18 protein-coding genes are annotated in these 21,253 nt (G+C 45.7%); 9 read left to right on the top strand and 9 right to left on the bottom strand.

The genetic code is table 11. The features are described from left to right. Positions 1-35 precede the first annotated feature (35 nt). Genes BMX95_RS27740 through BMX95_RS27750 form a run of 3 tightly spaced genes read right to left on the bottom strand, consistent with a single transcriptional unit; the run spans position 36 to position 3,528 of the window. Positions 36-1,016, bottom strand: a complete 981-nt coding sequence (locus tag BMX95_RS27740; protein WP_081198578.1) for a UDP-glucuronic acid decarboxylase family protein — start codon at positions 1,014-1,016, stop codon at positions 36-38. A 19-nt stretch (positions 1,017-1,035) separates the two neighbouring features. Continuing rightward, entirely contained in the window at positions 1,036-2,358 is a 1,323-nt protein-coding gene (locus tag BMX95_RS27745; RefSeq protein ID WP_081198577.1) for a UDP-glucose dehydrogenase family protein, read from the bottom strand. Between the two features lie 36 nt (positions 2,359-2,394). Next, complete coding sequence (locus BMX95_RS27750) at positions 2,395-3,528, bottom strand: DegT/DnrJ/EryC1/StrS family aminotransferase (RefSeq protein ID WP_081198576.1); 1,134 nt, start codon at positions 3,526-3,528, stop codon at positions 2,395-2,397. Between the two features lie 249 nt (positions 3,529-3,777). Here BMX95_RS27750 and BMX95_RS27755 point away from each other — a divergent pair, with 249 nt between their 5' ends. Further along, entirely contained in the window at positions 3,778-5,109 is a 1,332-nt protein-coding gene (locus BMX95_RS27755; RefSeq protein WP_081198575.1) for a 3-deoxy-D-manno-octulosonic acid transferase, read from the top strand. Here the strand turns inward: BMX95_RS27755 and BMX95_RS27760 are convergent. Beyond that, positions 5,082-5,909: a hypothetical protein gene (locus tag BMX95_RS27760; protein ID WP_081198574.1), complete on the bottom strand. Its 828-nt coding sequence runs from the start codon at positions 5,907-5,909 to the stop codon at positions 5,082-5,084. The two genes, BMX95_RS27755 and BMX95_RS27760, sit on opposite strands and share 28 nt — an antisense overlap. Before the next feature lie 93 nt (positions 5,910-6,002). Here BMX95_RS27760 and BMX95_RS27765 point away from each other — a divergent pair, with 93 nt between their 5' ends. The 5 genes from BMX95_RS27765 to BMX95_RS27785 all read left to right on the top strand — a co-directional run bounded on the left by BMX95_RS27765 (position 6,003) and on the right by BMX95_RS27785 (position 10,026). Then, positions 6,003-6,572, top strand: coding sequence for a thymidine kinase (locus BMX95_RS27765; protein WP_081198573.1), 570 nt, complete (start codon positions 6,003-6,005; stop codon positions 6,570-6,572). Positions 6,573-6,660: 88 nt separating this feature from the next. Next, on the top strand, positions 6,661-7,311 hold the full coding sequence (locus tag BMX95_RS27770; RefSeq protein WP_081198572.1) for a heme exporter protein CcmB: 651 nt from the start codon (positions 6,661-6,663) through the stop codon (positions 7,309-7,311). A 216-nt stretch (positions 7,312-7,527) separates the two neighbouring features. Continuing rightward, positions 7,528-8,238, top strand: a complete 711-nt coding sequence (ccsA, locus tag BMX95_RS27775) for a cytochrome c biogenesis protein CcsA (protein ID WP_081198571.1) — start codon at positions 7,528-7,530, stop codon at positions 8,236-8,238. 8 nt (positions 8,239-8,246) lie between these two features. Continuing rightward, on the top strand, positions 8,247-8,465 hold the full coding sequence (locus BMX95_RS27780) for a CcmD family protein (RefSeq protein ID WP_081198570.1): 219 nt from the start codon (positions 8,247-8,249) through the stop codon (positions 8,463-8,465). Positions 8,466-8,616: 151 nt separating this feature from the next. Further along, positions 8,617-10,026, top strand: coding sequence for a Glu/Leu/Phe/Val family dehydrogenase (locus tag BMX95_RS27785; RefSeq protein ID WP_081198569.1), 1,410 nt, complete (start codon positions 8,617-8,619; stop codon positions 10,024-10,026). Positions 10,027-10,133: 107 nt separating this feature from the next. Here BMX95_RS27785 and BMX95_RS27790 read toward each other — a convergent pair whose 3' ends face one another. Together BMX95_RS27790 and BMX95_RS27795 are read right to left on the bottom strand one after the other, a co-directional pair. After that, complete coding sequence (locus BMX95_RS27790) at positions 10,134-12,389, bottom strand: DUF2339 domain-containing protein (RefSeq protein WP_081198568.1); 2,256 nt, start codon at positions 12,387-12,389, stop codon at positions 10,134-10,136. 51 nt (positions 12,390-12,440) lie between these two features. After that, positions 12,441-12,881 carry a type I restriction enzyme HsdR N-terminal domain-containing protein gene (locus BMX95_RS27795; RefSeq protein WP_242673039.1) on the bottom strand — a complete coding sequence of 147 codons (441 nt, stop codon included), beginning with the start codon at positions 12,879-12,881 and terminating at the stop codon, positions 12,441-12,443. Positions 12,882-12,960: 79 nt separating this feature from the next. On the opposite strand from BMX95_RS27795, the gene BMX95_RS27800 reads away from it, so the two are divergent. Beyond that, a complete protein-coding gene (locus BMX95_RS27800) occupies positions 12,961-13,731 on the top strand; it encodes an AMP nucleosidase (RefSeq protein ID WP_081198566.1) in 771 nt (256 codons plus the stop codon). On the opposite strand, the gene BMX95_RS27805 is transcribed toward BMX95_RS27800, so the two are convergent. Continuing rightward, positions 13,732-15,459 carry a M14 family metallopeptidase gene (locus BMX95_RS27805; protein ID WP_081198565.1) on the bottom strand — a complete coding sequence of 576 codons (1,728 nt, stop codon included), beginning with the start codon at positions 15,457-15,459 and terminating at the stop codon, positions 13,732-13,734. A gap of 403 nt (positions 15,460-15,862) precedes the next feature. Next, complete coding sequence (gene rpsT / locus BMX95_RS27815; protein ID WP_014221190.1) at positions 15,863-16,120, bottom strand: 30S ribosomal protein S20; 258 nt, start codon at positions 16,118-16,120, stop codon at positions 15,863-15,865. Between the two features lie 311 nt (positions 16,121-16,431). Here rpsT and BMX95_RS27820 point away from each other — a divergent pair, with 311 nt between their 5' ends. Together BMX95_RS27820 and odhB are read left to right on the top strand one after the other, a co-directional pair. Next, the gene (locus tag BMX95_RS27820) at positions 16,432-19,194 is read left to right on the top strand and encodes a 2-oxoglutarate dehydrogenase E1 component (protein WP_081198563.1); all 2,763 of its coding nucleotides are present in this window, start codon (positions 16,432-16,434) and stop codon (positions 19,192-19,194) included. 57 nt (positions 19,195-19,251) lie between these two features. Further along, positions 19,252-20,499, top strand: a complete 1,248-nt coding sequence (odhB, locus tag BMX95_RS27825; protein ID WP_081198562.1) for a 2-oxoglutarate dehydrogenase complex dihydrolipoyllysine-residue succinyltransferase — start codon at positions 19,252-19,254, stop codon at positions 20,497-20,499. A 104-nt stretch (positions 20,500-20,603) separates the two neighbouring features. Here the strand turns inward: odhB and BMX95_RS27830 are convergent, their stop codons facing one another. Continuing rightward, the gene (locus BMX95_RS27830) at positions 20,604-21,230 is read right to left on the bottom strand and encodes a response regulator transcription factor (protein WP_081198561.1); all 627 of its coding nucleotides are present in this window, start codon (positions 21,228-21,230) and stop codon (positions 20,604-20,606) included. Positions 21,231-21,253 lie beyond the last annotated feature (23 nt).

The raw sequence follows: 21,253 nt of genomic DNA on the forward strand, positions 1-21,253 counted from the left end.
GAACGTTTGTCCGGAAGGGCGTTTAGTATTCTGCGTTACTTTGCAACAAACTCTTTGGGTTGTTTAAACCATTCTTCTTTGGGTAATGATTTAAAATACTCGTAGGTCACTTTCAACCCTTCTTTTCTGCTTACTTTAGGTGACCAGCCCAGTATTTCTTTTGCCCGGGTAATATCCGGCTGCCGTTGTTTGGGATCATCAACAGGGAGCGGTTTGTGCACAATTTTTTGTGTTGTTCCGGTCAATGCAATGATCTCTTCGGCAAATTCTTTCAGCGAGATCTCATCGGGGTTACCCACATTAACAGGCTGATGGCAATCGCTCATCAATAACCGGTATATTCCTTCAATAAGATCGTCTACAAAGCAAAAACTACGGGTTTGAGAACCATCGCCAAATACGGTGAGGTCTTCACCGCGTAATGCCTGGCCGATAAATGCTGGCAGTGCGCGGCCGTCGTTCAACCGCATACGCGGGCCGTAGGTATTGAAAATGCGTACAATGCGGGTTTCAACACCATGGAAAGTATGATAAGCCATGGTCATTGCTTCCTGGAAGCGTTTTGCTTCGTCGTACACACCACGGGGCCCAACAGGGTTTACATTGCCCCAGTATTCTTCATTTTGCGGATGCACCAGGGGATCGCCATAAATTTCTGAGGTAGAGGCTACCAGAATACGGGCGCCTTTTGCTTTGGCAAGTCCCAGACAGTTATGCGTACCCAGTGAACCTACTTTCAGCGTCTGAATTGGAATTTTCAGATAATCGATAGGGCTGGCGGGTGAAGCAAAATGTAAAACATAATGCAGTTCACCGGGAACATGAATAAATTTCGATACATCATGGTGATAGAACTCAAACTGTTCCAGCTTGAACAAATGTTCAATATTGCGCAGATCACCGGTGATCAGGTTATCCATGCCAATAACATGGAAACCCTCTTTAATGAACCGGTCGCATAAGTGTGACCCTAAAAAACCGGCTGCTCCGGTAATAAGTACTCTTTTTCTTGACATGAGGAAGGGTTGTTTATTATTATTTAGCAGCAGGGTCAGCCACTGACCGGCCTACGCTTTCGTAGTAAAATCCTAATTCTTTAATCGCATCTGTTTCAAACAGGTTTCGTCCGTCGAAGATCACTTTATTCTTAAGTGATGTAACGATCTTCAGGAAGTTTGGCGTGCGGAATTCATTCCACTCGGTGGCAATGATCAATGCATCGGCACCTTCCAGACAATCGTATTGATTTTCGGCGAATTGAATCTTTTCACCTAATAAGGCACGTACGTTATTCACCGCTTCAGGGTCATATGCATAAACCGTAGCGCCTGCTTTTAACAGCTCATCTATAATATATAAAGCCGGTGCTTCGCGAATATCGTCGGTATTAGGTTTAAACGCCAGCCCCCACAGAGCAAAACGTTTTCCTTTCAGGTCATTATTGAAATATTTTTTGATCTTGGGAAGCAGGTGCAGCTTTTGTTTTTCATTCACATCCATTACTGCATTCAGGATCTGGAAATCGTAGTCCACTTCTTTGGATGATTTAACCAGGGCCTGTACGTCTTTGGGGAAACAGCTTCCGCCATACCCGATACCCGGGAACAGGAAGCGTTTTCCAATACGGTCGTCACTGCCAATACCCCGGCGCACCATGTCTACATCGGCACCCAGGCGTTCGCACAACTGGGCTATTTCGTTCATGAAAGAGATCTTGGTAGCCAGGAAGGAGTTGGCGGCATATTTGGTAAGCTCGGCAGAACGAACATCCATAAAAATGATCGGGTTACCGGAACGCACAAATGGAGCATACAATTCGCCCATTACTTTACGGGCCCTTTCAGAAGCAGCCCCTATAACAACCCGGTCGGGTTTCATAAAATCATCTACGGCTACACCTTCACGCAGGAACTCAGGGTTCGATACCACGTCAAAATCACCTACATATTTTTTTGCAATCGCCGCGTAAACTTTTTCAGCTGTTCCAACAGGCACGGTACTTTTATCAACGATCACTTTGTAATCGGTCATCAGCTCGCCCAGGTCTTTGGCAACACCCAGAATGTATTTCAGATCGGCACTTCCATCTTCACCGGGCGGTGTTGGCAAGGCCAGGAAAATGATCTCCGCATCTTTAATACCTTCAGACAAACTGGTGGTAAAGCGTAAACGTTCTTCTTTAACGTTACGAAGGAATAACTTTTCCAATCCTGGTTCATAGATGGTGATCTGACCAGAAGAAAGCTTCTCTACCTTTTTTTTATCGATATCTACGCAAGTAACGTCGTTACCCGTTTCAGCAAAACAGGTTCCCGTAACCAAACCTACGTATCCCGTGCCTACAACTGCGATTTTCATTTTGAAGGTGTTTTAATAGTGCCTAATGCTAATTAATTACTGTTTATTAATAAACTCCAATACTTTGCCGGTAATAAACTGGAGCTGTTCATTACTCAGTTCGGTGTGCATAGGTAGGGATATTACACGTTCAGTGAGCCAGTCGGTTGTTTTTAAATCATACTGGGCGCCGCCAAAAGCCTCGAACATCTTCTGACGATGTGCAGGCACCGGGTAATAGATCATGGAAGGTACACCCTGCCCTGCCAGGAACTGGTTCAAACCATCGCGGTCAACACCTTCCAGCAACAATGTATACTGATGGAAAACGTGATTGCTGTATGGAGCCCTGTTGGGTACCGTGATCTTTGGATTTCCGGCAAATGCCTTATCATAAAAATCAGCAGCCCTGCGGCGTGCGGCAATATATTCATCCAACAATGGCAGCTTTACATTCAAAACAGCTGCCTGTATGGTATCGAGCCGGCTGTTACAGCCAACGCGATCGTGGTAATATCTTTTTGACTGGCCATGATTGGCAATCATTTTCAACGCTTCTGCAAGAGCATCATCGTTGGTAAAAATGGCGCCGCCATCTCCATAACAACCCAGGTTTTTAGAAGGGAAGAAGGAAGTGGTTCCAATGGTACCCAGGGTACCCGTTTTTTTAACGGTGCCATCGCTCAATGTTATATCGCCACCAATTGCCTGTGCATTATCTTCAACAACAGGTATTTTATGACGATTGGCTATTTCCATAATGGCTTCCATATTGGCTGCCTGTCCGTATAAGTGAACTGGGATAATAGCCTTTGTTTTAGGCGTGATGGCTTTTTCGATTGCCACCGGATCAATACAGAATGTTTTGGGATCTACCTCTACAAATACAGGTTTTAACTGTAAAAGCGCTACTACTTCGGTAGTAGCAATAAAGGTAAAAGATGGAGTTATTACTTCATCACCCGGTTTCAGGTCCAATGCCATCAATGCTATTTGCAGGGCATCGGTCCCATTGGCGCAGGGTATAACATGTTTTACACCCAGGTATTTACTTAACCCGGCAGCAAAATCCTGCACCGCTTTTCCATGTATAAAAGCAGTATTGTTTAATACCTCCTGAATCGCTGAATCTACTTCTGTCTTTATTTTTGCGTACTGAAGCTTTAAATCAACCATTTGTATCGGCTGCATACGTATCCTTTTTAATCAAAACGGGCACAAACGTACTGCAAAAAAATGGTGTAAGCAAGCTAATACCCATTAGTAGTACATGGAAACCCCTGAACCTACAGCCATATATAAATTTATTGTGGTTCATAATCAGTGCCGGCGGGAATACGTTTACGTTGTAAGGACATATTTCAACAGCTCATTTTTCCCTTTTTGACAATTCTGACGATAAAAACGACATTTGTTGCTTTCTGAAATCAAATTATCACCGTGCACCTGTTTATTTACAATATCTTTTTGTCTTTATACGCTGTTGGAATCCGTATTACCTCCCTGTGGAACCCCAAAGCGCGGCTCTGGCGCAATGGAAGAAAAAATATCTGGGCTGAACTGGAAAAAATAGGGGCAGAAGGCAGAGGACAGAAGGCAGAGAGTGAAACCGGTGACCGGAAACTGATCTGGATGCATTGCTCTTCCCTGGGCGAATTTGAGCAGGGCCGGCCGGTATTGGAAGCCATTAAACAACAATACCCCAACGCCAAAACTTTATTGACCTTCTTCTCCCCCAGCGGGTATGAGGTGCGTAAAAACAATTCCGGGGCCGATTACGTGATGTACCTGCCTATGGATTCAAAAAAGAATGCCCGTAAATTCATTGACCTGGTACAGCCCAGCCTGGTGATCTGGATCAAATACGAATACTGGTTCTATTATTTAACTGAATTAAAAAAGAAACAGGTACCGCTTTTACTGGTATCTGGCATTTTCAGACCCGATCAGCCCTTCTTTAAATGGTATGGCCGCCTGCACTGGTATATGCTCGAAAGCTTTAATCACCTGTTTGTTCAAACCGATCAGTCAAAAGATTTGCTGCGCACCATTGGCTTTGCCAATAATGTGAGTGTAAGCGGCGATACCCGCTTCGACCGGGTTGTTCAGATAGCCGAACAGTTTAAACCGATCGACCTTATTGAACAGTTTTGCGGCAACAGCCAGGTTATCGTTGCCGGCAGTACCTGGCCTGAAGATGAAGAGGAAATGGACCATTATGCCAATACACACCCAGATATAAAGTTTATTATTGCGCCGCATGAAATAAATGAAGAACACCTGAAAGAAATAGAGAAATTGTTCAAACACACCATAAGGTTTTCAAAACTGGCGGCCCACCTTTCCCCTTCGCCCAGACCAGTAGCCCGGAACAAACAATTGCCTTCTGAAGAAACCAAACCCAATACGCTGATCATCGACAATATCGGCATGCTGTCGAAGCTGTACAAATATGCTACTATTACATATATAGGCGGCGGCTTTGGCAATGATGGCGTACATAATGTGCTGGAAGCGGCCGTATACGGCAAACCGGTGGTACATGGACCTGTGTACGAAAAATACATTGAAGCGATTGAACTGGTACAGGCCGGTGGCGCCTTTGTGATCAATACGGCACTGGAGTTGGAGAAAACGTGTAACGACCTGCTGACAGATACCGGTAAATACCAGGTAAACTGCCAGTCAGCCCGTGATTACGTTTATAATAAAAAGGGAGCAACAGAAAAGATAATCGCATACATTCAGGAGAACCGTCTTTTAACCAGCTGATAAAAGTGGCGGGTGCTTTCCTTATTTTCATCCCAGCCCAGTTTTACTTTTAATTCTCTTTCGATCCAGTACTGGGCTTCGGGCAGTATGCGAAAACTGTTGATGGTTTTTATACTGCGTTCATACATCACTTCGTCGTTGCGGAAGAGTTCGCTGATAAACACGAAGCGGTCATTGATACCAATGGCCCGGCGCAGATCGCGTACCGGTGCATCGTTCAATACATGCGCTACTTCCTTCACTTCTTCTTTTAACTTTTCATTAAGGGAAGACTGGCTGGTAGCCATTACCTCATTCAGTTCTTTAACAACTTGTTGATGCGCTAATGTGGGCACTTCGCGCAGCGGATCAATTTTCCACCCGTTCTCAACCTGGGCTTCCTGGTGATGACCATTTGTACCGTTATTGTTATTATTTTTTTCCACACTTCCATAAATGTCATTTCCATTCACGACAGCCGGAGTAACTACCACGGGCGGTGCTTCTTCCACTACAACCGGAGTTTCTTCTACAACAGGCGCCTGCACTTCAACCGGGGGTTCTACTGCAGCCACCGGGGTATTTACCACCTTGGGGGTGGGTTTCTCCTCCGCTGTTTGCCGGGCCTGCTGGTAGCTATGACCATTAGCCGCCGGCATCACCACTGCCACTTTTGACGTGTTGACAGTTCGGTGTGTGGACGTCGACATCTGTACCAACTCTGTTTCAATTAATTGAGCAGTTACTAATAGTTGAAACGGATCGGCGTTTTGTGCAAATTGTTCATTTAATTTGCCAATAAGTTGTGCTAAACGTTCCATAATAAGCGGGTACTTTTTTATGGTTAGAGTTAATTGATTGATGGTTAGAGCTAAACGATAAAGTTAACAATTATTGTACCTATTTCCGTTAAGATGTTTATAGAACCAAATATATCGGGTGAGCGCCGGGGCAGTATTGAGGTAATTTGCGGGTCTATGTTTTCCGGAAAAACCGAAGAGTTGATCCGGAGACTAAAACGGGCAAAGATCGCAAACCTGCGGGTAGAAATTTTTAAGCCTAAGATTGATGTGCGGTATGATGTTCAAAACATTGTATCGCACGACGAAAATGCCATTCAAAGTACTCCTATTGATAACTCACAAACCATATTATTATTGCATGGTGAGGCCGATGTAATTGGCATTGATGAAGCGCAATTTTTCGACGATCAGCTGCCGGATGTATGCGATCAGCTGGCATTGAGAGGCCATCGCGTTATTGTGGCGGGACTGGACATGGATTATACCGGCAAACCGTTTGGACAAATTCCCTTTCTGTTATCAAAAGCCGATTATATTACCAAACTGCATGCTATATGTGTAAAATGTGGCAATATTGCCAATTACAGTTTTCGTAAAAAGGCAGACACTTCACAGGTATTACTGGGTGAAAAGGATTTGTATGAACCGAGGTGCAGAAAATGTTATTATGAAATTCCCTAGGCAATGGAGAATAGGCAATAGCAATGGTCTCGTCGCGGCAATCAAAAACACAGAACCCGGAACTTAAAACATAAAACTTATCAACTCGTTGAATCATATAATTGCGCTTATTAAAAAAGACCTGTTGCTGGAAATAAGACAGCAGTATACATTTTACGGTATTCTGTTGTACGTGGCGTCAACCATTTTTGTTTTATACCTGGCCATGAACCAGCCCGAAGAAAAAGTATGGAACGGGTTGTTCTGGATGATACAATTATTTATTTGTGTGAATGCGGTAGCAAAAAGTTTTCTGCAGGAAAGCCAGGGTCGTATGTTATACTTTTATACCATTGCCGGCGCACGCGATTTTATTCTCTCCAAATTATTATTCAATGCCGGGTTAATGATCATCATGAGCCTGGTGAGCCTGGCGCTGTTTCAATTGCTGCTGGGCAATCCCCTGCGCAATCCTTTCCGGTTTATCGGTTTTGTTTGCCTGGGTGGTTGTAGCCTGAGCCTCGTATTTACCTTTTTGGCTGCCATAGCGGCACGGGCCCGCCAGGGCGCCGCCCTGATGGCGATTATGGGTTTTCCGTTAATTATTCCGCAGGTGCTGCTGCTGATGAAAATGTCGAACACCGCATTTGCCGATATCATTCAGGTAGGCCTGTGGCAGATCATTTTGCTGCTGGTGGCGCTGGATGTACTGGTAATTGCCCTGGCGGTAATTTTGTTCCCGTTTTTGTGGAAGGATTAAAACCAGTTACAGGTTACAAGTTCCAGGTTACAGGGGGGCCCAGCGTACATTCTGCCAAATTTGATAGTGAGCTTCAAAATTTTACCTGGAACCTGCAAACCTGAAACCTGTAACAAATTCCCACCTTTCCCCTAATTTTGCCTCACCAAATTGGATTATTGGGTTATTCTATTGCTAATCAGGTACCAATAATCATTCAACAAACTACAGGTCGTTATGCAGGACTTTATGCAGGCGTTTATGCACCGGAAATGGTGGAAAATACTGAGTATTGTTTTATTGATCTATACTTTTATCGCGGGTCTGTTAATACCGCTTCCTTATGAAACGGCCTATGCCAACAGTAATCTGTATGAAAGCATGCGCAATTTCTTCTTTCATGTGCCCATGTGGTTCAGTCAGTTGATCCTTATTTCCGTTTCATTGTTCTACTCCATAAAATACCTGCGCAACCCCAATCCGCTTTACGACATTTACGCCACGGAATTTGCCCGCACAGCGACAGTTTTGGGCTGCCTGGGTCTGGTTACCGGTTCTATCTGGGCCAATTATACCTGGGGTACCTGGTGGAGCAACGATCCCAAACAAACCGGGGCAGCCATTGCCCTGCTTATTTACATAGCTTATTTTGTGCTGCGCAATTCCATGCCCGATATGGACAAAAGAAGCCGGGTAGCAGCTGTCTATAACATTTTCGCCTATTTTATTTACATACCCATGATCATGATACTACCCCGGCTAACAGAATCGTTACACCCCGGCGGAAAAGGATCAGAGGGAAACCCCGGTCTTGGCGGCAGCAGTCTCGACGCTACCATGCGCCTCGTTTTCTGGCCGGCTGTAATAGGCTGGGCATTGTTAGGCACCTGGATATCCACCCTTAGGTTGCGCGTTCGATTACTGGAAGAGAAAAAACATTCCGCATAATTTTTAGTATGAAGCAACTAATTGTAACCCTGATCGTTTTATTTGTCCAATTAATGGCCCGTGCCCAGGACTCTACAAAACATGTAACGCAAACGCCAACAGGTTTGGGCGCCGGAAACAAGATCTATGTTGTGCTGGCAGTTGCCGTAACTATTCTGGTGGGGTTGATCCTGTATGTAATCCGGCTCGACGGAAAGATCTCAAAGCTCGAAAAACAAAGTTCTTAATAACGGTGAATGCCCGCCCGGATCGATCGTTCGGATGGGGTGAATGAGGCTTCGGCCTTTGTAAAATTTATAACGGTAGCTGATAGAAACCTATTTATCAGCTACAAGCTTGCTATATACTGCTCAAAACATAAACAAAAACAGCTTAGTCATGTCAGATTACAGTTTTTTTGGCGCGGTGGAGAAGAGTTTCGATAAAGCCGCGCAATTCACCAGCTGGGATCCCGGAATCCTGGAACAGATCAAACAATGTAATGCCGTTTACCGCATGCATTTTCCCGTAAAAATTGGTGATAAGGTTGAAGTTATCAAAGCTTACCGCGTTCAACACTCCCATCACAAATTTCCCTGTAAAGGCGGTATTCGTTTTGCCCTTTCAGTGAACCTCGATGAAGTAATGGCCCTGGCCGCCCTTATGACCTATAAATGCGCTATCGTAAACGTTCCGTTTGCAGGCGCCAAAGGCGGCATCACCATCGACCCTAAAAAGTATACGCCTTATGAGCTCGAAAAGATCACGCGGCGTTATACTTCAGAACTGATCAAAAAGAACTTCATAGGCCCCGGCATTGACGTACCCGCTCCCGACTACGGAACCGGCGAACGTGAAATGGCCTGGATCGTTGATACGTATACCAGCATGCGTCCTGGCGAAATTGATGGACTGGGTTGCGTAACCGGTAAACCTGTTACTCAGGGTGGCGTTCGCGGTCGTCGCGAAGCAACTGGTTTGGGTGTATTCTACGGCTTACGCGAAGTACTGTCCATGAAAGATCAAATGGATAAACTGGGCCTGCCCGTGGGTGTTGAAGGCAAACGTGTAGTGGTACAAGGATTAGGTAATGTGGGTTACCACACCGCCAAATTCTTCCAGGAACATGGCGCCAAAATCGTTGGCTTAAGTGAATACGAAGGCGCTATTTACAACCTTGATGGCCTGGATGTGGATAAAGTAGTGGAACACCGCAAAGCAAAAGGGACTATCCTGAATTTCCCCGGCAGCACCAATTTTGTAAAAAATACCGATGCACTGGAAATGGATTGCGATATCCTGATCCCTGCTGCACTGGAAGCAGTAGTAACCGGACAAAACGCCCCCAATGTAAAAGCCAAGATCATTGGTGAAGCTGCCAATGGACCACTTACACCCGAAGCTGATGAGGTATTTGCAAAAAGAGGGATCCTGGTTGTACCAGATATGTACCTGAACGCCGGCGGGGTAACCGTATCGTACTTTGAATGGTTAAAGAACCTTAGCCATGTGCGTTATGGCCGCATGGAAAAACGCTTTACTGAAAACCTGAACACCCACATCCTTGGTCAAATTGAAGAGCTGACCGGTAAAAAGGTGAATGGTTCAGAGAAAGAATTGATTATGCACGGCCCCGATGAGGTTGACCTGGTGCGCAGTGGTTTGGAAGAAACTATGATCACCGCTACCCGCGAGATCATGGAAGTATGGAAAGCCAATCCGCAGATCCCCGATATGCGTACAGCCGCCTACGTGGTAGCCATCAATAAAGTGGGTACCAGCTACAATGAACTGGGTATCTTCCCATAGTTAAGGCTGAAAATTATATACGAAGCCCCTATCTGGTTTACCAGGTAGTACACGAATGCCATTCCACATTTTTGCGGGATGGCATTCGTGCTTTAATTACTTATTTTTCAATTTACTTCCCTCCCCTCACCTTCCCCAAACAACACCTCCTTATACTTATTATACAGGAACGACACTACCAGCAACAACACCCCTAATGAAATAAACGATACCGTTTTGGTAATGGTGCTGGAACCCGCCAGGTCATAAAAGAATAATTTGATCAGCGTTATTAGAAACAACGCAATGGCAGCCAGCCGCAGGTGCTTTTGTTTTTTCTGAATGCCCAGGACGATCAACATCAGTGCATAGATACCCCACACAATGCTCATTCCTAATTTGTATTGTTTACCCACTCCCGAGAAAGAGGTCCAACAAAGGTATTCGGCACTGATAAAGGCCAATGCTACTCCGTATATCGTCAACGTCCACGCCTTTTTTATAACAGGTTCCCGTACAAATTCATTCAGGGTCTGCTGTCCTTTGTAGAACAGCAAAACGGTCGTTACGATTACAATATACCTGAGGTAAAATTCCAGTGCCCCGAAAGAGCCGCCGCCTTTTTGATAATAGGTATGCGTGAGTTCATTCAAGACACCCAGGGCGAGCGTTACCAGTATAAGCATCATCATACCAATACCAGTGAGCGTAAATGCCCCCAGTAATCTGCTCCGACCCAATCGCTGATTGGCCATCATAACTCCAATGCAGAATACCATGGAATACAACAGGCGTACAATGAATTCTTCAGGTCCGGAAAAGGATGAAAGGATGCCATATTTCCAGTCGTCATTTACAGGTACAGGCAGATCAAGCTTTTTGAAATACCCGGAGATCTCCATACTAAAAACCACATAAGCCGTTACCAGAAAAATACCCGGCAGAAAATAATTATAAAACCCCAGGTACAGACTGTCAGGGGTTAAAGTTGATTGATAGCTTTTGCTTCTGTTATAATAGATTATAATGCCCTGTGCGGCAGCTGCCAGCAGCCCCGTTGCAAACACTATATTCAAAAAAGGATGTGCCTGTGAGTAGGTAAACCAGTCCTGCACCATACTTAAAAAACTCAGGATAATCAGTCCGGCGCCCAGTTTTTCATAGGAACCGGCCCGCCGCATCCGGCCTATCAAAAACACCAGTACCGCTTCGGCAGTCCATAACAGGGTTACCCAATTGCCATCAAATTGTACAGGTATGGCTATGGAACAAAATACGATCACCAGCCCCAGCAACAGGTAATACAATGACCGGTCGGCCAGTTGCAATTTTTTTATCCCCTGGCTCACGGTGAGGTGGATGGCCGCATTAATGATGGTGAAAACTCCTGCGTAATTAGCGACAGCCGATTCATGACTCAACAGGTTATAACCAATGCCATAAAAAATAAACGCGTTGCTTAGCAACACAAACACATCATTCAACCCGTACTGCTCTTTTTTAACGATCTTATACGCCAGAAAGGTCACATAAAAGATCAGGAAGAAAACAACCAGGTACGTCCAGGCAATGTATTGATGCAAATGATATTGAAAACTGGTAACATACCAGAACCCATATATGAACCAGGTAAGGATGAATGCCGAATAAAACAGCGACTTCCAGCATTTACGCAGCGACACTATCAAGATCCCCGTATTAATGATGGCTACATAACCAAAGAATATGGCATAACGCCCCGAATTATCGCTTAATAAAAATGGAATGGCGTATGCCCCTATCTGTGCCAGGTGAGCAATAATTACACGGTTATACAACAAGGCGGCATATACGGTTCCGGCTGTAAAGACCAGCATTAGGGCAAACGCGACTGACTGTGGCAGCAAGTGGTAGAAACTGTAGGCGGTATAAGTAATGAAATACAACACGGCCAGTCCGCCCCCCATCAGCACACTGCTGTAGGCTTCGTATTTTTTCTTTAAGCGGATAGCTATGGTCACCAAAACAATACCAGCAATGTACCCATTGATCACCCGTACTACCGGGCTAACCATATTATGTTCGATGGCATATTTGGCGCCAATAAAAATACCTATGATGGTAACCAGGATGCCGACCTTGCTGGCAACGTCCTTTCCAATAAATTCTTCAAAGGAGGAGGACGATTTGGTGGTAACCCGTGGCGGTGGCGGCGGGACTGTTTCTATTTTCTCCTGCGCTACCGGTTTCTGCGTAACCGGAGCGCCGGTATTTGCTGTAAGTTTCAGTGCTTCGAGCTCATCGTTCAATTGTAACAGTTGACTGCTGATAGCAGACTGCCGGCCCGCCAGTTCCTGAATGCGACGGTTCAGGTCTTCAATTTTCTCATGGATAGGTGTATCCATAAACAGGTTGTTGGTTATGCTAAAGAAAGCATAAAATCCGTTAACACCAACTTAAATTCCGTACTCGGGTAAGTCTTCAAGCATTTGCAACTGGTTGTTTTTTCTAATATATGCAAAACTCGCAGCGCCATTGGTAATAACGAGATATGGAACGGGCACGGCTATGTTATACCGTAATACCTGGTGTAATACATCATCCATTAAGGGTACTTCCATAGCCTTGCATTCAACCATTAACCAGGGCTGGTGTTGTGCATTGTATATAAGAATATCAAACCGCTTTTTCAATTCTCCCAGCCTGATCTCTTTCTCAACAGCGATAAGGGCAGCGGGATATTTTTTTACCTGTAATAAATATTGCAGAAAATTCTGACGCACCCATTCTTCTGAAGTCAACCGGATCCATTGCTTCCGGCATTCATCAAATATAAATTCTTTCCCTTCTTCTCTTTTCATGCGAAAAGGAAACAAAGGATATTCAATCCTGATCATATTGTCAAAGCTACTATTTACCATTTCTTATTACTAAAAACCAGTTGGGTTTGCTTAAAATAAACGAAATTTATTGATTATGAAAACAAAAGATGAAATAGTAAAGAACTGGCTGCCCCGTTACACCGGAGAAACCCTCGACCATTTCGGTGAATACATTCTGCTCACCAACTTCAGCAATTACGTAAAAATGTTTGCCGAATGGAACAACGTTCCCGTTACCGGCATCGACAAACCCATGCAATGCGCCACTGCCGAAAACATTACCATCATCAACTTTGGGATGGGCAGTCCAACCGCTGCAACCGTAATGGACCTGTTAACCGCTATTGAACCTAAGGCCGTACTGTTCCTGGGAAAATGCGGCGGTTTGAAAAAACGAAACAACATCGGCGATCTTATTTTACCCATTGCAGCCATTCGTGGTGAAGGTACATCCAACGACTATTTTCCACCCGAAGTGCCAGCACTGCCCGCATTCGCCTTACAAAAAGCAGTGTCCACTACCATTCGCGATTACAGCGTTGACTACTGGACCGGCACCGTATACACCACCAACCGCCGGGTTTGGGAACACGATGAACACTTTAAGGAATACCTGCAGAAGATAAGGGCCATGGCCATCGATATGGAAACTGCTACTATCTTTTCTGTTGGCTTTTATAACAAGATCCCCACTGGCGCGCTGTTACTGGTAAGCGATCAACCCATGGTACCCGAAGGCGTAAAAACCGAAGAAAGCGACAAAAAAGTCACCGCCAATTTTGTTGAAAGGCATGTTAGAATAGGTATCGACTCATTGAAACAGTTAATCAATGATGGATTGACAGTCAGGCACCTGAAATTCTAACTAACGAACGATTCGATACACCGGGTATTTCATGTGATCCGGTTCGTAATAAGGTGAGTTTCGGTATACAAAGTCGAGCTGCGCGCTGGCGCTTTTGGCAAAAGCGGTGTCGGTTGACTTTCGTGCCTCCAACAGCTTTCGAACATCAGGATGTTCATTCAGGTACTGCGCTGCAATGTCTTCAAATGCGTAAGCGCTGAATCCTTCCTTGCGGCCCAGAATGCCATCAAAATAATTCCAGGCAAAGTACGAATCATCGGCCTGCGGCTCCAGCACCTCCATCAAAAACCGGTTGGCTGGCTGATCGAGCGGAATATAATAATCTCCTTTTCTGAAGTTCATTGTTTGCTTACGGGTGCTTACCGTTACATCGGTATTTAAATGATGCATCTCATACGGGCGGGGATAGGTTTTGTAATCTTCAATTCTATACACCTCCACTTCTATACTGGTATCTTTTGGCATTACCCGCATTTTTACCCGGTTGATCTTTAACAGATCGATCACCGGCCACCAGCCCTGGGGTATAATATAGGCAAGCGGTTTATTAACAGCCGTGCGGGTAGCGTAAGCGTTATAGTATTTGATCTGCTTTTCATACGGCTTGCTGCGGTCGTAATACAAACGCGGCAGCCCCGACACCTCACTTGGTTTATGTCCGGCTTCATAGCCTTTGAACAATACCTGGTCGGCCCGGGTAGTATCGAGTTTCCAGCTCAGGGGAAAACTGGTTTGGGTAACTACATCCTTTTTGGTTTGCTCACGCAGTTGGTGAATGGCCGTGCTGTTTGCAGCTGTGAAGGCGATGAACGATTCCATCAATGCTTTGGTCGCTTCCACCCGTTGGTTATAGGGTTTCAACATATGGGTTTCGGGCACAAAAGCAAAGGTGTGCCACAAGGTAGCATAACCGCTGCTGTACCGGGGACCATCAAAATAAGCTTCCATTCCCGATTCAGGGGTATTGCCGGCAAAATCAACGTAGGGCACCAGGTCGTATCCCTTTTGCTTCATCAGTTTGTACAGGCCGGGTTCAAACTTCGTATGGAGGTAATCGCCCATGGGGCCGCCCAATTTGTTGTACTGACTGGTAAGCAGGGTCATAATGTGCTGGTAATCGGCCCCGTTGCTCACGTGGTTATCTACAAATACGTCGGGGTCGCACTGGTGAAAGATGGCTGCAAAGGAGCGGGCTTCTTTGGAATCGCATTTTATAAAGTCGCGGTTAAGGTCCAGGTTTTGGGAATTGCCGCGGGAACCGAAATTATCCGGTCCGTTTTGATCTACGCGGTACCAGGGGCTGCGGTTCAAACAACCGCCAATATTATAAACCGGGATGATGGCCAGCACCACATTTTCGGGCAGTTTTATTTTTTTAGTGGCGATATCGCGTACCAGCAGCATACTGGCATCTATGCCATCGGGTTCGCCGGGGTGAATGCCGTTATTTACTAAAATGATGCGTTTATTCTTGCGGTGCAGGCTGGTCATGTCAAAATCACCGTCGTTTGATACTACCACCAGGTGCAGGGGAAAACCGGCATCGCTGGGGCCCATGGCCTGCATTTTTATGGTGGGGAACCGGTCGTCCATCATTTTCCACCAGCTGATGATCTCGCTGTACACAGGCGTTTCTTTGGCCTGGCTTTGTTCGTATCTGGTTGTAATGGACTGGCTGAAAAGGGAAACGGGCAATACAAGAAGCAGAAATACTTGTAGTTTTCTCATAATGTGACTGTTCGGGGCTAAATATAGGAAAAGTTACCGGTTACCGGTTGCCAGTTACCGGGGAAGGCTGCAATTGTTTGAGGAGTGGTTATTGCAGGTTACAGGGTTGCCGATGGCAGACCTAATGCGAATGGCCTGGGGATTGCCTGGCCATTGCCTAAGTATTGCCAGGGGACTGCCTTGTGCATTAGGCGATCCGCGTAAGCCCCCCGGGCCATTCCGGTACAATACCCAGGCCATCTGACTACCATTTTCAGGCAATACCGGTACTATTATACCAGGTAAAGTGGCCCTACTAAAAACAAAAAAACCTCCCGCGTAAACGGGAGGAAAAAACAAAAAAAATAATATCTTATAAATAAGCCCTGCAAACCAGATGTCAAATGGCTGCAGGTTACACCACTTATTTTGCTAAGGTATTGATCTTTTTAGCCAGCTTACTTTTCAGGTTAGCCGCTTTATTCTTATGGATAATACCTCTTTTAGCCAGTTTATCGATCATAGAAGCTACCTCAGGAAACTCTTTAGTAGCTTCGCCGTTTGTCTTCAGTGCTTTCAAATCACGGATTGCATTACGGGTAGTTTTGCCGTAATACTTGTTTCTTTCACGTCTTTTAGCAGCTTGACGTACGTCTTTTTTAGTAGCTTTATGATTTGCCATTTCGTTCTAATTTACTCCCCAAAAATTTAGGGGAGTGCAAAGGTAAGGATTTGAACAAGAAAACGAAAAATAATACAGAAAAAATCTTGCGGGGCACCTCTACCCCATGAATAACAGCAAATTAACCAATTCTTTTTCCACCAAATTACCATAAAACGCACGCCCCTTGCAGGTTTTAGCGGCCTATCCTATTTTATAGTGTCAAAAAACACAAATTCAGATAATTTACGTTCTATTCGTACCGTTTTTGACCGATATTTGTACCCCGATTTTAAATAACTCAATACACTTTAAGTTTCAATTGCATCCTCATGAAGGATTTTTCGTATATCACCAATTCCCACCCGGCCTTTATTGAAAACCTGTATCAGGATTTCTTACAAGACCCAAACAGTGTTGATCCCGACCTTAAAAAATTTTTTGAAGGATTTGACTTTGCCGTGGGACAAGGCAAAAATGGGACAACGAACGGAACGGCAGCAGTAGCAGGCGGAACAACCGGTGCTACGGGCGAAAGCTTCGACTGGAAAAAAGAAGTGGGCGCCTACCGCCTTATTCTGGGTTATCGTAACAAAGGCCACCTGATCGCTAAAACCAACCCCATTCGCGAGCGTAAAGACCGGGGTGCGAACCTCGATCTGGGTTTCTATGGTTTTACCGAGGCTGATCTCGATAAAACCTTTAATGCGGGCAATATGATCGGGTTGGGTACCACTACCCTCCGCAACATTCTCAACCACATGCAAACGACTTATGCCGGGCATGTAGGGATCGAGTTCAAATACATCAGCGATCAGAAGAAAGTTGACTGGCTCACCAATGAAATGGAACGGAACTTTGCCAAACCGCTCCCCATCAACAAGAAAAAACGCATTCTGGAAAAACTGAACCAGGGTGTGATCTTCGAAAAATTCCTTCACACAAAATATATCGGCCAGAAGCGGTTCTCCCTGGAAGGTGGTGAAAGCACCATTGCTGCGCTGGACGAGATCATTACCACTGCCGCCAACAACGACGTGCAGGAAGTAGTGATCGGAATGGCACACCGCGGCCGTTTGAACGTACTGACCAACATCATGGGTAAAACCTATGAGCAGGTCTTCAGTGAATTTGAAGGTACCGCCAAGCCCGACCAAACCATGGGCAGCGGCGACGTAAAATACCACATGGGTTATGGCAGTGAGGTGCAAACACCTGATGGCAAAACCATTCACCTGAAACTGATGCCCAACCCATCGCACCTGGAAACGGTTGACCCGGTTGTGATCGGTTTCGCCCGGGCAAAAGCCGATGTACTGTACAAAAGCGATTTCGATAAAATATTACCTATACTCATCCATGGCGATGCATCTGTAGCCGGCCAGGGTGTTGTTTACGAAGTACTGCAAATGAGCGACCTCGATGGTTACTATACCGGAGGTACCGTTCACTTCGTGATCAACAACCAGATCGGTTTCACCACCGACTTTGAAGATGCCCGCAGCTCTGACTACTGTACCTCACTGGCAGCCATGGTTCAGGCACCTGTATTACACGTAAATGGCGATGATGCAGAAGCAGTAGTTAAATGCGTTCAGATAGCTACCCGCTACCGCCAGGAATACAATTCAGATGTGTTCATCGATATGGTTTGTTACCGCAAACATGGACACAACGAAGGCGACGATCCTAAATTCACCCAGCCACAGCTGTATTCACTGATCGAAAAACACGCCAACCCGCGTGAAGTGTATACCAACTTCCTGCTGGAAAACGGTGAATCAGACGCCAAGGACCTCGCCAAGGAAATGGAAAAGAAATTCTGGGCCGACCTGCAGGAACGCCTCGATGAAATAAAACAGAAACCACTCCCCTATCATTACCAACAACCTGAACTGGCCTGGAAAAATTTGCGGAAAGCCACTGAGGAAGACTTTGTGAAGTCACCCGCTACCGCTATCAACGATGCCAGCTTCAAGAAGGTATTTGAAGCAATCATGAAATGGCCTGCTGATTTCAAACCCCTGAAAAAGGTTGAAAAGATCATCCAGGACAAAGTAAAATTATACAACGAAGAAGGTAAACTGGACTGGGCAACCGGTGAGCTGATGGCTTACGGTACCCTGTTGCTGGACGGAAATGATGTACGGATGAGCGGGCAGGACGTTCGCCGCGGCACCTTCTCACACCGCCACGCTGTTTTGCGCGATGAAAACACCGACAAAGCATACAGCAGGCTGAGCGAGATCGCCGATGCAGGTGGTCAATTCAGAATATACAACTCATTACTGAGCGAATATGGTGTACTGGGGTTTGAATATGGTTATGCCATGGCCAACCCCAACAGCCTCGTATTATGGGAAGCGCAGTTTGGCGACTTCAGCAACGGCGCACAGATCATGATCGACCAGTTCATTTCTGCCGGCGAACAAAAATGGAACCGCATGAACGGTATCACCATGTTGCTGCCGCACGGTTATGAAGGCCAGGGACCTGAGCACAGCAGCGCCCGTATGGAACGCTTCTTACAAATGTGCGCTGAATTGAATATGGTGGTGACCAATATTACTACAGCCGCCAACTTATTCCATGCCCTGCGCCGCCAGTTAGCCTGGCCGTTCCGCAAACCACTGATCAACTTCTCACCAAAAGCTAATTTGCGTCACCCGGGTACCTACTCCCCAACACAGGAGTTCCTGAACGGTGGATTCAAGGAAGTGATCGACGATACTTTTGTTAACGACGCTTCAAGCGTACGTAAAGTATTGTTCTGCAGTGGTAAAGTGTACTTCGACCTGGCAGAACGCCAACAAAAAGAGAACAGGAAAGATACGGCCATTGTACGCCTTGAACAGTTGTATCCTTTACCTGTTAAACAATTGGAAGCATTGTATGCCAAATACAACAAAGCAACCTGGTTCTGGGTACAGGAAGAACCGTTGAACATGGGCGCTGCCTCCTTCTTACAAATGAACCTGAAGACCATTAATTATGGTGTGATCAGCCGTCAGCCAAGCGCTGCCACTGCCACCGGTTATGCCAAGGTTCATGCGCAGGAGCAAACAGAGATCATTGATACCGCATTTTCAATATAACTTTGTTCATCACGATTGCCCATAATTCATCATTGAAGTCAAACAGAAACGTTTTTTATGATAGATATAAAAGTTCCGACAGTTGGAGAATCCATTAGCGAGGTTACTTTATTAAGATGGGTAAAGAACAGCGGAGATTATGTTGAACGTGATGAAGTGATTGCTGAGCTGGAAAGCGAAAAAGCCACTTTTGAAGTAAATGCCGAACAGGCAGGCACCCTGCAACAATCAGCCAAAGAAGGTGATACCCTTAAAATTGGCGACGTACTGGCCACTATCGATGATAAAGCAGCCAAGCCCGAAAAAGCAGCGGCCACCAACGGAACACCGGCTAAAGAAACAAAGCCGGAAGCAAGCCCCAAAACAGAACCTGTAGTACAACAGCCTTCTCAGGCACCTGTTACAGCAGTATCGAACGATATCAAGGCTACTCCGGTAGCAGCCGCTATGATCGCCGATAAAAAGATAGATCCCAAATCTGTTACCCCCAGCGGGTACAGCGGCAAGATCGTTAAGAACGATGTACTGCAAGCCCTTTCTAACCCCGGTAAAGTAACTGGCGGCAAACCGCTGTTCAGCCGTGAAGAAAGAAGAGAAAAAATGAGCCAGCTGCGCAAAACAATCAGCCGCCGCCTGGTAGAATCAAAGAACACCACTGCGATGCTCACTACCTTTAACGAGGTAGACATGAGCCGCATCATGGAAATACGCACCAAATTCAAAGACAAGTTCAAAGAAATACATGGGGTTAACCTTGGTTTCATGAGCTTCTTTGCCAAAGCCTGCGCCATCGCCTTACAGGAATGGCCTGCAGTAGGCGCTTACATCGATGGCGACCAGCTGGTTTACCATGATTATGTTGATATTTCTGTTGCCGTCTCTACTCCCCGTGGCTTAACTGTACCAGTTATCCGCAACGTAGAAAGCCTGAGCATGGCCGATATTGAGAAGAAAGTAGTGGAACTGGCCGGCAAAGCAAGAGACAACAAATTAACCATGGAAGAACTCACTGGCGGAACCTTTACCATCACCAACGGTGGTGTATTTGGTTCTTTAATGAGTACGCCTATCATCAATCTGCCTCAAAGCGCCATCCTGGGTATGCATAAAATTCAGGAACGCCCCATGGCTATCAACGGACAGGTAGTAATTAAACCCATGATGTACCTGGCAGTGAGCTACGACCACCGCATCATCGACGGTCGTGAATCTGTAAGCTTCCTGGTACGGGTGAAAGAGCTGCTCGAAAACCCTGAGCTGTTGTTGTTCGGAAAAGATCCGGTTAAGACATTGCTGGAGCTGTAAAAGGCAATGGGCACCAGGCAGTGGGCAGTAGGAAATACAACAAATACAAAACATAGAAATTTAAAGCCGGTAACTTCTTTGAGGTTACCGGCTTTTTCGTTCCATTAAACAATCCGTTCACTTAATGCCTTCGCAATAGCTTCCTTGCCGCAGTTCACGTGCAGCTTCTGGTAAATATTCTTCAGGTGGGAACGTACTGTATCGAAGGCGAGGTTCATTTCGGCCGCAATGATCTTGATGCTGTAGCCCTTTATAAGCCATTGCAACACCTCTATTTCGCGCGGTGATAAATTATACTTATTGGAAGTTTCTTTTACCTGAAAAGTGTTTAACACCTTACGGGCAATAACCGGGCTCATGGGAGCCCCGCCCTCCAGCACTTCCTGAATGGCATCGAACAATCTGGCCGGCGGCGTTTTCTTCAGCAAATAACCATTGGCGCCGGCACACAAACACTCAAACAACTTTTCATCATCTTCAAACACCGTGTACATGACCACCGATGTTTTCGGACGTGCCTCCTTGATCATACGCACCCCTTTTATGCCATTCTCTCCGGGCATATCGATATCCATCAACACTACATCGGGCTCATACACCCTGGCTATATTGGCAGCCTCCGAACACTGGCTATAATCCCCTACCACGTTATATCCGTTCATCTTTAACAGATACGCCAACGACTCCCGCAGCCGCTCATTATCTTCGAATAAAACGATTTTTATTGCCATATACAAATGTAATCAGGTTAGGC

It is taken from the genome of Niastella yeongjuensis (genome assembly GCF_900110245.1).
In the GTDB taxonomy this organism is placed as follows: domain Bacteria; phylum Bacteroidota; class Bacteroidia; order Chitinophagales; family Chitinophagaceae; genus Niastella; species Niastella yeongjuensis.

Bases quoted from the DNA above. Each gene is read 5' to 3' on its own strand.
- BMX95_RS27740 (WP_081198578.1), bottom strand. From the start codon at position 1,016: ATGTCAAGAAAAAGAGTACTTATTACCGGAGCAGCCGGTTTTTTAGGG.
- BMX95_RS27745 (WP_081198577.1), bottom strand. From the start codon at position 2,358: ATGAAAATCGCAGTTGTAGGCACGGGATACGTAGGTTTGGTTACGGGA.
- BMX95_RS27750 (WP_081198576.1), bottom strand. From the start codon at position 3,528: ATGCAGCCGATACAAATGGTTGATTTAAAGCTTCAGTACGCAAAAATA.
- BMX95_RS27760 (WP_081198574.1), bottom strand. From the start codon at position 5,909: ATGGAACGTTTAGCACAACTTATTGGCAAATTAAATGAACAATTTGCA.
- BMX95_RS27765 (WP_081198573.1), top strand. From the start codon at position 6,003: ATGTTTATAGAACCAAATATATCGGGTGAGCGCCGGGGCAGTATTGAG.
- ccsA (WP_081198571.1), top strand. From the start codon at position 7,528: ATGCAGGACTTTATGCAGGCGTTTATGCACCGGAAATGGTGGAAAATA.
- BMX95_RS27780 (WP_081198570.1), top strand. From the start codon at position 8,247: ATGAAGCAACTAATTGTAACCCTGATCGTTTTATTTGTCCAATTAATG.
- BMX95_RS27785 (WP_081198569.1), top strand. From the start codon at position 8,617: ATGTCAGATTACAGTTTTTTTGGCGCGGTGGAGAAGAGTTTCGATAAA.
- BMX95_RS27790 (WP_081198568.1), bottom strand. From the start codon at position 12,389: ATGGATACACCTATCCATGAGAAAATTGAAGACCTGAACCGTCGCATT.
- BMX95_RS27795 (WP_242673039.1), bottom strand. From the start codon at position 12,881: ATGATCAGGATTGAATATCCTTTGTTTCCTTTTCGCATGAAAAGAGAA.
- BMX95_RS27800 (WP_081198566.1), top strand. From the start codon at position 12,961: ATGAAAACAAAAGATGAAATAGTAAAGAACTGGCTGCCCCGTTACACC.
- BMX95_RS27805 (WP_081198565.1), bottom strand. From the start codon at position 15,459: ATGAGAAAACTACAAGTATTTCTGCTTCTTGTATTGCCCGTTTCCCTT.
- rpsT (WP_014221190.1), bottom strand. From the start codon at position 16,120: ATGGCAAATCATAAAGCTACTAAAAAAGACGTACGTCAAGCTGCTAAA.
- BMX95_RS27820 (WP_081198563.1), top strand. From the start codon at position 16,432: ATGAAGGATTTTTCGTATATCACCAATTCCCACCCGGCCTTTATTGAA.
- odhB (WP_081198562.1), top strand. From the start codon at position 19,252: ATGATAGATATAAAAGTTCCGACAGTTGGAGAATCCATTAGCGAGGTT.
- BMX95_RS27830 (WP_081198561.1), bottom strand. From the start codon at position 21,230: ATGGCAATAAAAATCGTTTTATTCGAAGATAATGAGCGGCTGCGGGAG.